The organism is Pengzhenrongella sp. (assembly GCF_036565025.1).
Taxonomy (GTDB): domain Bacteria; phylum Actinomycetota; class Actinomycetes; order Actinomycetales; family Cellulomonadaceae; genus Pengzhenrongella.
Map to the genome: position 1 here is coordinate 1 of NZ_DATCNW010000371.1, position 10,381 is coordinate 10,381.

14 protein-coding genes are annotated in these 10,381 nt (G+C 68.9%); 7 read left to right on the forward strand and 7 right to left on the reverse strand.

All coding sequences use genetic code 11. The features are described from left to right. Positions 1-149 precede the first annotated feature (149 nt). A complete protein-coding gene (locus VIM26_RS27185; RefSeq protein WP_414696537.1) occupies positions 150-386 on the forward strand; it encodes a hypothetical protein in 237 nt (78 codons plus the stop codon). A gap of 126 nt (positions 387-512) precedes the next feature. Here VIM26_RS27185 and VIM26_RS21130 read toward each other — a convergent pair whose 3' ends face one another. After that, the gene (locus VIM26_RS21130) at positions 513-1,364 is read right to left on the reverse strand and encodes a phosphotransferase (RefSeq protein ID WP_331954932.1); all 852 of its coding nucleotides are present in this window, start codon (positions 1,362-1,364) and stop codon (positions 513-515) included. 521 nt (positions 1,365-1,885) lie between these two features. Between VIM26_RS21130 and VIM26_RS21135 the strand changes: the two genes are divergently transcribed. Continuing rightward, positions 1,886-2,377 (forward strand): GNAT family N-acetyltransferase, encoded by a 492-nt coding sequence (locus tag VIM26_RS21135; RefSeq protein ID WP_331954934.1) that lies wholly within the window; start codon positions 1,886-1,888, stop codon positions 2,375-2,377. Positions 2,378-2,425: 48 nt separating this feature from the next. Here VIM26_RS21135 and VIM26_RS21140 read toward each other — a convergent pair whose 3' ends face one another. Further along, a complete protein-coding gene (locus VIM26_RS21140; RefSeq protein ID WP_331954936.1) occupies positions 2,426-2,839 on the reverse strand; it encodes a rhodanese-like domain-containing protein in 414 nt (137 codons plus the stop codon). Between VIM26_RS21140 and VIM26_RS21145 the strand changes: the two genes are divergently transcribed. After that, positions 2,784-3,344, forward strand: coding sequence for a helix-turn-helix domain-containing protein (locus VIM26_RS21145; protein ID WP_331954938.1), 561 nt, complete (start codon positions 2,784-2,786; stop codon positions 3,342-3,344). The two genes, VIM26_RS21140 and VIM26_RS21145, sit on opposite strands and share 56 nt — an antisense overlap. 69 nt (positions 3,345-3,413) lie before the next feature. On the opposite strand, the gene VIM26_RS21150 is transcribed toward VIM26_RS21145, so the two are convergent. The 4 genes from VIM26_RS21150 to VIM26_RS21160 all read right to left on the reverse strand — a co-directional run bounded on the left by VIM26_RS21150 (position 3,414) and on the right by VIM26_RS21160 (position 4,594). Then, a complete protein-coding gene (locus tag VIM26_RS21150; protein ID WP_331954940.1) occupies positions 3,414-3,791 on the reverse strand; it encodes a hypothetical protein in 378 nt (125 codons plus the stop codon). Then, on the reverse strand, positions 3,788-3,985 hold the full coding sequence (locus VIM26_RS21155; RefSeq protein WP_331954942.1) for a type II toxin-antitoxin system HicA family toxin: 198 nt from the start codon (positions 3,983-3,985) through the stop codon (positions 3,788-3,790). The genes VIM26_RS21150 and VIM26_RS21155 overlap by 4 nt, the downstream gene beginning before the upstream one ends. Positions 3,986-4,147: 162 nt before the next feature. After that, positions 4,148-4,219: a helix-turn-helix domain-containing protein gene (locus tag VIM26_RS27190; protein ID WP_414696538.1), complete on the reverse strand. Its 72-nt coding sequence runs from the start codon at positions 4,217-4,219 to the stop codon at positions 4,148-4,150. 60 nt (positions 4,220-4,279) lie between these two features. After that, positions 4,280-4,594: a hypothetical protein gene (locus VIM26_RS21160; RefSeq protein WP_331954944.1), complete on the reverse strand. Its 315-nt coding sequence runs from the start codon at positions 4,592-4,594 to the stop codon at positions 4,280-4,282. Between the two features lie 326 nt (positions 4,595-4,920). Between VIM26_RS21160 and dnaK the strand changes: the two genes are divergently transcribed. The 4 genes from dnaK (at position 4,921) to VIM26_RS21180 (ending at position 8,989) form a co-directional block, all read left to right on the forward strand. Then, positions 4,921-6,786, forward strand: coding sequence for a molecular chaperone DnaK (dnaK, locus tag VIM26_RS21165; RefSeq protein WP_331954946.1), 1,866 nt, complete (start codon positions 4,921-4,923; stop codon positions 6,784-6,786). Next, positions 6,783-7,436: a nucleotide exchange factor GrpE gene (gene grpE / locus VIM26_RS21170; RefSeq protein ID WP_331954948.1), complete on the forward strand. Its 654-nt coding sequence runs from the start codon at positions 6,783-6,785 to the stop codon at positions 7,434-7,436. Before dnaK ends, grpE begins: the two co-directional genes overlap by 4 nt. A 119-nt stretch (positions 7,437-7,555) precedes the next feature. Next, complete coding sequence (locus VIM26_RS21175; RefSeq protein WP_331954950.1) at positions 7,556-8,542, forward strand: DnaJ C-terminal domain-containing protein; 987 nt, start codon at positions 7,556-7,558, stop codon at positions 8,540-8,542. Positions 8,543-8,578: 36 nt separating this feature from the next. Beyond that, the gene (locus VIM26_RS21180) at positions 8,579-8,989 is read left to right on the forward strand and encodes a heat shock protein transcriptional repressor HspR (protein ID WP_331954952.1); all 411 of its coding nucleotides are present in this window, start codon (positions 8,579-8,581) and stop codon (positions 8,987-8,989) included. A 107-nt stretch (positions 8,990-9,096) separates the two neighbouring features. Here VIM26_RS21180 and VIM26_RS21185 read toward each other — a convergent pair whose 3' ends face one another. Further along, entirely contained in the window at positions 9,097-10,344 is a 1,248-nt protein-coding gene (locus VIM26_RS21185; RefSeq protein WP_331954954.1) for an AAA family ATPase, read from the reverse strand. Positions 10,345-10,381 lie beyond the last annotated feature (37 nt).

The window sequence follows — 10,381 nt, forward strand, 5'->3', positions numbered from 1 at the left end:
CGCGCCCTCACGCTGCTCACCGAGGAACTCAACGCCCAACCCGCCAACCTGCCCGGCGACCGCCGACCCTTGACCTACCTCATCGCCGCGGCATCAATCACAACAGTCAGCCCGGCACTACTTCCGGAGGTCTGAGCCTGCCGCGCCTCGTGGAGATGATCATGCGCAATCCGTTCGTCACCGTGAGATCCGTGCAGCGACAGTTGGAACTAACCCACCAGGGAGCCCGAAACATCATCAAGATGGCCGAGTCCCGGGGGTGGCTGACGAGCACGGGTACGCACGGGCGCGGGGGTCGCGAGCACTGGTACGCGCCCCGAGTGTTTGGGGTCATGGAGGCGCCGATGGCCTACGACGCCGGGTCGATCGCGACTGAGTCCAAGTGACTCGCTTCGGGCGCCGCCGCCGCGCGGAGCCATGCCAGACCCCTCGGGGCTGTCCTCGGGTGACGCGGCGGGCAACGACGACACGTCGCTGACGCCGGAGTGAGGAATTGCCACGCTTGTGGGACCTCATCCTCGGCGACCGACGCCAAGCGCGTCCGCGATCATCCGGTGCCCCTGCTGCTCGAACTCTTCGTCGCCGACCAGGTGGGCCCACACGGCGGTCCCAATGGCCTCCCGCAGCCGATCTCGTCGCCACGCCCGCGGGTCGCGCGGGTCACCACCGTACCCGTCGAGGAAGGCCCGCTCGAGGTCGGGTCGACCGCGGAACTGCTGAGAGTCCAGTCGTGCGAGATCGGTGGCGGCGGGGCGCCAGTCCGCCCGGCCGAAGTCGATCACCGAGACCCGACCGTCGTCGACGAGCCAGTTGCGGGGTTGCCAGTCGCCGTGCGTCGGGACCAGACGGCGCGGCGGCACAGGGTGCGCGAGCTCGGCAGATAGTCGGTTGACGTACTCGCCCGCGATGCGGTGCTCGTGTCCCAGCCAAGCCAGCGCCCTGGCGTCCGCGCGCTGCTCATGGTCGTCGCCCGGCCGGCTGCCTTGAGCGTGAAGCAGCGCGAGGGCGCGCCCGGCCTGCCGGTAGACGTCCGGCTCGTGCTCGGCCGGTGTCCCCTCGACGAGCGCGCCGGGCAGGAACGACGCCGCGAGAAGCCGCAGGCGCGGCTCGGCGTGCAGCATCCGTGGCGCGAGCGAGCGCTCGGCGAGCGGCGCGACGACCTCGGAGTGCGCCCAGATCTCGCGGTCCATGTGGTGGTCGTCGGGTCGGCCGGCCTTCACGACGACGTCGCGGCCCTCGTGGCGCAGCTGGAGAACGGACCGCCCGACGAGACCCCAGCTGTGGTCGGTGACGAGCGCGGCGCCGGGGAACCACTCGTCGACCACCGTCTGCTGCTCGAGCCGCAGGCCGGGGAACGTCGTCATGACCGGCGACTCTAGCGGCGGCGGGACCAGTCCTCCGCCGACGGCACTCCCCGGCGTCGGAACCCACCGGAGTTGTCTGGCGGACCCGGCTGCGACCTGCGCGAGGACGCGAAAGCGAGACGTCGTTCGTCCCACGGTCGTCGTCGGCATGGCGTGGCCGGACCGCGTGACGTCACCGCTGAAGACAACGGTGATGGAGAGATTGCGAGCCGCGCCACGCCCAGGACGTTCCTCATTGACTGGACTCGGAAGTGGCCGAGGGCGCCTTCCGTCGTGAGATCACCGACTACGTCCTCTGGAGCACGCACCCGCCGCGAAATTTCTGCTGCACCGCAAGAGCCACTGACCGTTAAGGGTTAGCGCCGTTGGTCGGATGGCCGGGCATCCTAGGATCAGGCATTCAGAGTGGACCACACCGAGCCGGGAGCCCTGTTGCCAGGATTGAGAAGCATCGAGGCCGCATCCAAGGTGACCTATTCGCCTGCCGGTCGCGGATGACTCGGCCGGTTGTGCTGGTCTCCGTGGTCGAACCGACGAACCTGGGGGCGATCAAAGAGGTTTCAGAACTGCTGCGGGCCTACCTGGCGCAGACCGAGACGGCGAAGCGGCAGCACGCCGGCGGGCCCGCGCAGGCCGACGCGCTGATGCCCGACCGGTACAAGCGGGAGGTGGACGACCCGGGCCAGGCGTTCGCCACCGGCACCCTGGTGCTGGCCCGGCACGACGGCCGCGCGATCGGCGTCCTGGCGATGGTCCCGGTCGACGGCACGGTGATCGAGATCAAGCGCCTGTGGGTGAGCCCGGAGGCTCGGGGCCTCGGCGCCGGTAGCGACCTGATGCGGACGGCGCTGCACTCGGCGACCGCCGCCGGCTGGCTGACCGCCCGGCTGAGCGTCTGGAGCTGGCGCGTGCCGGCACTGGCCACCTATCGGCGGCTGGGGTTCAGGACGGTTCCGTCCTGGGACGCCCGCGCCGACCTGATCTGCATGGAGCGCGACCTGTCGGCCTCGTGAGAGCCGGCGGGGGAGGCCAAGGCGCCTTGCCCTCCCCCCGAGCAGACGTCAGGCGGATTCGGTGGGAAGGCCGGCCTCCACCCAGTCCTGGATGCCTTCGCGGTACTTGCGGACGTCGGTGTAGCCCAAAGTGGTGAGCCGGTCGGCCACCTGCCCGCTGTTGGAGCACGCCGGGTTCGAGCAGTAGGTGACGATCGCGGCGTCTCGATTCGGGAACAAGGTGGACGCCTGGGCCGCGGCGTCGGCCGGGATCAGGGGAAGCGCGCCGGGCAGGTGCTGCTGGGCGTAGTAGTCGCCGCCCAGGGTGTCGAGCACGGTGACGCGGTCCGATTCGGCAACACCGTTGGAACTGCTGCGCACCCCGCCCCCGAAGGAGCGAACGGACGCAGCTCGCAACCGTGCCGCCGTGCTGGAGGCCGCCGCCCGGCTCTTCGCCGAACACGGCGTCGAGGCCGTGTCCATGGATCAGGTGGCTGCAGCCGCCGGCGTCGGCAAGGGCACCCTGTTCCGCCGCTTCGGCGACAAGTCCGGGTTGGCGGCCGCGCTGCTCGACACCCGCGAACGCGTGCTGCAAGAGGGGATCCTCCGCGGAGCACCACCACTCGGGCCCGGCGCGCCGGCCGACGAACGGCTCACCTCGTTCGTCGAGGCCTACCTGGCCTATCTGCTGGAGAACCTCGCACTGATCCGGATGTCGGAGACCGCGGTGCCCGGCGCCCGGTACCGGATCGGGGCCTATCGGTTCTGGCACCGCTACGTGGCGATCCTGCTCGCCGCCACACCCGACCCCGACTATGCCGCCCACGCCCTGCTCGCCGCCCTGTCCGCCGAACACGTGACGGCGGTCCTGCCGGAACTCGGCGAGCAGCGGATCCGAGCCGGTCTAGTCCGCCTGGCCGAGTCGGCGGTGCGACTCCCCGGCCGGGCGCCGAAGGATGCGACTGCGAACCCCCGCTCGTCCGGCTGATCTCCGAGCGGGAAGAAGCGGGGGAGGGATCGCGTCACACGTGCTGACACTGAGTCTGGGCAGGTTGGCTCAGGATGCGCTGAGTTGATGCGCTCGCTGGTGTGAGACTCCGAGAATCGCGCCGACGTCGCGTAGTGGGATCTCCTGGCTAACCAAGTCACGAGCAAGGGCGGCCGCGTCTCGCGATGCTTCACGTTCCAATCGAGATGCCTCCGCTCTCGCTCTACCAATCGACTCAAGACGAGCGTCAATATCGATGGAACCGACGCTGCGCACGTGCACGTCGACCTCGATTTCGCCGACGTCAACGCCCTTTGTCACCGCGATGAGTTCGCGAGCCATAAGTTCTACGTCGCCCAGTCGGCGAGACTGCGTTAGGCCGTCAATTTGAGAAACCGCGACCATCCACCAGCGTCCCTCACGTGTCACTTCTGCTTCGTACCTCACCGGTCCTCCTTGATTGCGTCGAAGATTTTCCGGGCCACGCCCGGGGAGATGGTGCGGTGTCCGTCAGGGACCGCGATGGACCGCGTGCCGTCGGCCGATTTCCACATCGTGTGGCTGCCTTGCGAGCGAGCGGGTGACCACCCGGCATCCCGCAGCATCTTGACGACCTTCCGGGTGGGCTGCTCGCTGACCATCAAGGTAGTCTAGGACGTCTAGACAAATCTAGTCAACTTGCTCTAGGCAGGATCAGTGCAGCGGGAGGGTTCAGCACCGGCCGCGTCCCGCGGCGGGTCGACCTGGGAGGCGTGGGTGCCGAGATCGCGGGAGTCGCCCAGACTGGCGGGCCCACGCTCGAGCTACGCCGCAACCCAGCGCCGCAAAGTCCGAGAACTGATGCCCAGCAGTTCTGCTGCCGCGGCCTGCCGGATGCCTGCGCCCCTGTCGTCGTCTTGTCGTCGAGTGCGGCCACGACGTGGCGCACTCGCTCGTCAAGAGCTCGACGCGCCGGGCGACAACGATGAGATCGCAATCGATCCCGAGAGGTCCTCGGCGGGCGCGCCCTGGTCACTGCTGAGAAGACGCATAGCGGCAACGAGCGCGACCATCGCGACCACGCACCGTCGACCGTCTTGCCCAAGCACGACGGCGTCGCGGTCGACACCCTCGACCTCCACGCCTCCCCAAACCACGAGACCCGGGCGCCAACACACGTCGAGGTGCAACGGCTGAGCCGCGATCCGGATCGCATCAGGATCGAAGTCCGCGAGCCATAGCCAGGACAACTCGAGCAGGCTCTCGTACACGACATGGTCCCGGTTCGCCGTTTACCAGAAGAGACCCGGATAGTGCCATTGACCTGCGTGCGAGGGCGGCCGACGAACCGGCGTGCCCAAGGCGACACGCTCGGCGTCAACGCTCCCAAGCGGACAGACCGCCTCCGCGCCGTCGCCGGCGCGGTACCGGGCAGTCGCTCGATAGTTCGCCATCGGCGCAAAGTTGAGCCAATCGGACTCAACTCTGTCCCCGGAAACTTGCGCTTCCCGCCACCGCAGTTGCAGACTTGAGCGCAGCAGGCTCAAGAGGCCCCGGCAAGTCGCCGTGGGCGTCAGGTTCAGTGGAGGAAAACACCATGGCACGTGCCGTCGGAATCGACCTGGGAACCACCAACTCTGTGGTCTCCGTCCTCGAGGGTGGCGAGCCCACCGTCATCGCGAACGCGGAGGGCGCACGCACGACCCCCTCGGTCGTCGCGTTCTCCAAGACCGGTGAGGTGCTCGTCGGCGAGGTCGCCAAGCGCCAGGCCGTCACGAACGTCGACCGCACCATCAGCTCGGTCAAGCGCCACATGGGCACCGACTGGTCCGTCAAGATCGACGACAAGGACTACTCCGCGCAGGAGATCTCCGCGCGGGTGCTCGGCAAACTCAAGCGCGACGCCGAGGAGTACCTGGGCGAGCCCGTCACCGACGCGGTCATCACGACCCCGGCCTACTTCAACGACGCGCAGCGTCAGGCGACCAAGGACGCCGGCCAGATCGCCGGCCTCAACGTGCTCCGGATCGTCAACGAGCCCACCGCGGCCGCGCTCGCCTACGGCCTGGACAAGGGCAAGGAGGACGAGCTCATCCTCGTCTTCGACCTCGGTGGCGGCACGTTCGACGTCTCCCTGCTCGAGGTGGGCAAGGACGAGGACGACTTCTCGACCATCCAGGTCCGCTCGACCTCGGGCGACAACAAGCTCGGCGGGGACGACTGGGACCAGCGCGTCGTGGAGTACCTGATCAAGCAGGTCAAGAACAAGACCGGCGTCGACCTGTCCAAGGACAAGATCGCGCTGCAGCGCCTGCGCGAGGCATCCGAGCAGGCCAAGAAGGAGCTCTCGTCCGCGACGAGCACCAACATCTCCATGCAGTACCTCTCCATGAGCGAGAACGGCCCGATCCACCTCGACGAGAAGCTCACCCGCGCGCAGTTCGAGCAGATGACCGCTGACCTCCTCGAGCGCACCAAGGAGCCGTTCCGGAGCGTCATCCGCGACGCAGGCGTGAAGGTCGGCGACATCGACCACGTCGTGATGGTCGGTGGGTCCACCCGCATGCCGGCCGTGGCCGACGTCGTGCGCGAGCTCACCGGTGGCAAGGAGCCCAACAAGGGCGTCAACCCGGACGAGGTCGTCGCCGTCGGCGCCGCGCTGCAGGCCGGCGTCATCAAGGGTGAGCGCAAGGACGTGCTGCTCATCGACGTCACGCCCCTGAGCCTCGGCATCGAGACCAAGGGCGGCGTGATGACCAAGCTCATCGAGCGCAACACCGCCATCCCGACCAAGCGCAGCGAGATCTTCTCCACGGCGGACGACAACCAGCCGTCGGTGCTGATCCAGGTGTTCCAGGGCGAGCGCGAGTTCGCCCGGGACAACAAGCCGCTGGGCACGTTCGAGCTGACCGGCATCGCGCCGGCTCCGCGCGGCGTCCCGCAGATCGAGGTCACCTTCGACATCGACGCGAACGGCATCGTGCACGTGTCCGCGAAGGACCGCGGCACGAGCAAGGAGCAGTCGATGACGATCACCGGCGGCTCCGCGCTACCGAAGGACGAGATCGACCGCATGGTCAAGGAGGCCGAGGCGCACGCCGCCGAGGACAAGGTGCGCCGCGAGGAGGCCGACACCCGCAACTCCGCCGAGCAGCTCGTCTACTCGACCGAGAAGCAGCTCACCGAGCACGCGGAGAAGCTGTCCGAGGAGGTCGTCACCGAGATCCGCGGCGCCGTGACCGAGCTCCGCACCGCGCTCGAGGGCACCGACATCGCCGAGGTCAAGGCCAAGCATGCCACCCTCCTGACGGTCAGCCAGAAGATCGGCGAGGCCGTGTACGCCGCGACCGCCGCCGCCGAGGCGGCCGGGGAGACCCCGGCCGACGACGCGTCGGCGCCCGCCGCCGAGGACGACGACATCGTCGATGCCGAGATCGTGGACGACGAGGACGCCAAGAAGTGACTGAGCACCCCAACACCGGTTCCGGTGCGGATCGCGAAGGCGACCCCGCCGAGCGTCCGGACGAGACGGCGCCCCGGGTCACCGACAAGCGACGTATCGATCCGGAGACCGGCGAGCTGCGTCAGGTCCCGGCCGGGAGGACCAACCAGCCGGCCGACGCCGGCGACCCGCTCGCGGGCCTCGACTTCGAGCCCACGGGCGCGGACGTCGAGTTGCTCGCGGCGCTCGCCATCGCCGAGGAGCGACTGGGCGACCTGCAGCGGCTCCAGGCCGAGTACGCCAACTACCGCAAGCGCATCGAGCGCGACCGGAGCGTGGCGCGGGACCAGGCCGTGAGCAGCGTGCTCGAGTCCATGATCCCGGTGCTCGACGACATCGAGGCGGCCCGCCAGCACGGCGAGCTCGAGGGCACGCCCTTCGCCTCGATCGCCGAGAAGCTCGAGACCGCGCTCGGCCGGTTCGGCTGGGAGCGGTACGGCGCGGTCGGCGAGACGTTCGACCCGCAGGTTCACGAGGCGCTCATGCACCAGCACTCGACCGAGGTGACCGAGCCGACCGTGTCCATCGTGATGCAGCCCGGCCACCGCGTCGGAGGTCGGGTCGTGCGCGCCGCGCGGGTGGCGGTCGCCGATCCGGACGCCGACGCCTGACGCGATGAGCGCATAAGGTCGATGGGACTGCGCCGCGTGTCCGCGCTCCATGGGGTAGAACGACCCCGTGGGGCGCGGGCATGCGTGCGTCCGAGAACAATGCAGGGGAAGGAGGCGCGATGACCGGCCAGGACTGGATGGAAAAGGACTTCTACGCCGTGCTCGGCGTCTCCAAGAGCGCGGACGCGAACGAGATCAAGAAGGCGTTCCGCAAGCTCGCCCGCTCGCTGCACCCGGACCACAACCCGGGCAACGCCAAGGCCGAGGCGAAGTTCAAGGAGGTCGGCGAGGCGTACGCGGTGCTGTCCGACCCCGAGCAGCGCAAGCAGTACGACCAGCTGCGCGCCATGACGGGCGGCGCGCGGTTCTCTGCCGGCCCCGGTGGCGCCGGTGGTTCGGGCGGGTTCGAGGACCTGTTCGGCGGGATGTTCGGCGGTGGCGGCCAGGGCGGAACCCGCGTTCGGTACAACCAGCAGGGTGGCGCCGGTGGCGGCGGTTTCGAGGACATTCTTGGCGGGATGTTCGGCGGGGGAGGCGGTGGCGGCTTCCGCCAGCCGCGCCCCGGCGTCGACCTCGCGGCGAGCACCACGCTGCCGTTCCGGACCGCGGTCGAGGGCTCGACCGTCACGCTCGGCGTCGAGGGCCGCAACGTCACCGCCCGCATCCCCGCCGGGGTGCGCGACGGGCAGAAGATCCGGCTGCGCGGCAAGGGGCGGCCCGGTGAGCCCGGCGGGCCAGCCGGCGACCTCGTGGTGACCGTGCGTGTGAGCCCGCACCCGATATTCACTCTTGATGGGAACAACTTGCGCCTCACCCTGCCGGTCACCTTCAACGAGGCCGTGCTCGGCGCGACCGTCACGCTGCCGACGTTCGACGGCGAGTCGGTCCGGCTCCGCGTCCCCGAGGGCACCCCGTCGGGCCGCGTGCTGCGCGTTCGCGGCAAGGGCATCACGACCAGCAAGGGCACCGGCGACCTGCTCGTCACGGTCCAGGTCGTCGTCCCGCAGAAGCTCACCGCCGCCGCCCGCGAGGCCGTCGAGGCCTTCGCCGCCGCGACGTCGAGCGAGGACCCACGCGCCGAGCTGGCGGCCCGCGCGATCGAGTAGCAGTCGAGTGAACTGATCGAGAAACCGGAGGGTGACATGCCGATGGAGGACGCTCAGGTCTTCGTGATCTCGGTCGCGGCCGAGCTCGCGGGCATGCACCCGCAGACCCTGCGCCAGTACGACCGCCTCGGCCTGGTCTCACCCGGCCGGGCCCGGGGCCGCGGGCGCCGGTACTCCCTGCGCGACGTCGCGACGCTGCGCGAGGTGCAGCGCCTGTCCCACGAGGAGGGCGTCAACCTCGCCGGGATCAAGCGGATCCTCGCCCTGGAGTCCGAGGTCGAGCGCCTGCGCGCCCAGGTGGAGATCCTGCGCGCCATGGCCGACCCGGGCCACCGCGTCTTCACCGCCGCCCCCGGCGGCGACGTGGTAGCCCTCCCTAGAGGCCGCCGCCCCGCCCGCCCGACGGCGGCGGGCGCCCTGGTCCTCTGGCGCCCGACATCGCGCTGACTCCGCTCCGGCGAATGGGAGAACCGTTCAGCCGGTCATGCGAGTACGGATCGCTCGCCCCCGGGCACGTTCGCGGCACCGTACTGCCTGGGTTCTCTGACCGGAAGTTAGCCGAGAAGTAGTGCGACCAGGGGTGCGGGGACAGCCCACGCGGGATGGTCAAAGTCGAGAATGGACTTCGTCGCGACGATCCCCTGTGCGTACTTTCCTTCGATTGTCTTCGCTTCCGCTCTCCAACCGACGTCTACCCACTTGGACTCAATCGGGACCGTCATGCTGTGCCCGGAAGTGGTCGGAACTCGGACGCGACCGAGGTCAACCTCATTGCCCGAGCCGGTGCGTGCGTAGCCAATTGTGTCGTCGCCGATCCACCTGCCTTCGTCGAGATCGTCGATGGCACGCGCGAGCGCGACGGCCAGGGCTGCTTCGCTGAGTGCCGTGAGATCTGGCACTCGCAGTCCGGGACTGACCAATGATGGCGTCCATGCGAGCAGTGGGTCGGTGAGGTAGAGCTTGTGCTGCGCGCCGACGACCGCGCGACCGCTGTCGTCACGCTGGAAGCACCGAAACGCGGCGTGAGAATTGATCAGTCGATCGATCCTGCGTTCGAACACCGGGCGGTTCGAGTAACCCAGAACCTGGCTTGTGGCGGTCAGGTTCAGCGGGCTCGTCATCCGAGAGGCGAGTTCCGCGAGAAGCCGGGGTACGGACTCGGCCGGAGCGTCTTGGTCGACGTCGGTGCGCAGCCGCGCCATCAGGTCCCGTGCGTACGCGGTCGAGACTGCTCCGGTGCTGTGGTGCTCGTAGACGGCCCTGGGAAAGCCCCCGCAGGTCAAGAAGTCCTGCCAGGCCAGGTCGTGGTAATCGATGCTGAATTCGACTCGTGCGAGATTCTGCCGGGCGTCGTCGTTTTGCAGCATGGCGGGATGTACGGAGCCCGGTACCGGCAGGTCTGGCCTGGTCGCTTGCAGGTAGTCACGGAACGTCATCGGCAGCAGCTGGCGGATCCGATGGGCGTTGGTGCTACCCGCACGACCAGCGAGCAGGTTGCCCTGGACATCCTCGCTGGTGGCCCAGTGGCTCCCAGTCGCTACGACCGTGTCGTCCCCGAACTCTGTGCCATCGCGCGCCGCCTTGAGGACGCTCGTCCACCCCTGGATGGCGCTGATCTCGTCGAACAGCCAGACGCGTGGTTTCGCCGCTGGTTGGTCGACGGATTGGGTCACCGCCCGCCCCAACGTGATCGCCCTACGCAGATCTCGGTCCCGCATCCCGTCACAGGGGACGTGGATGATCTGGCGGGGTCCACATCCTGGTTGGTGCAGAGTCTCGCTGCTGTGTCGATGAGCTGTCAAGGGCCATGGGGATCTGCCCAGAGGCGGTCTTAAACCC

Excerpts from the sequence above, each read along its gene's own strand:
- VIM26_RS21155 (WP_331954942.1), bottom strand. The coding sequence starts at position 3,985 with ATGGTCAGCGAGCAGCCCACCCGGAAGGTCGTCAAGATGCTGCGGGAT.
- VIM26_RS21130 (WP_331954932.1), bottom strand. The coding sequence starts at position 1,364 with ATGACGACGTTCCCCGGCCTGCGGCTCGAGCAGCAGACGGTGGTCGAC.
- dnaK (WP_331954946.1), top strand. The coding sequence starts at position 4,921 with ATGGCACGTGCCGTCGGAATCGACCTGGGAACCACCAACTCTGTGGTC.
- VIM26_RS21175 (WP_331954950.1), top strand. The coding sequence starts at position 7,556 with ATGACCGGCCAGGACTGGATGGAAAAGGACTTCTACGCCGTGCTCGGC.
- VIM26_RS21180 (WP_331954952.1), top strand. The coding sequence starts at position 8,579 with ATGCCGATGGAGGACGCTCAGGTCTTCGTGATCTCGGTCGCGGCCGAG.
- VIM26_RS21140 (WP_331954936.1), bottom strand. The coding sequence starts at position 2,839 with ATGGACACGGCCTCGACGCCGTGTTCGGCGAAGAGCCGGGCGGCGGCC.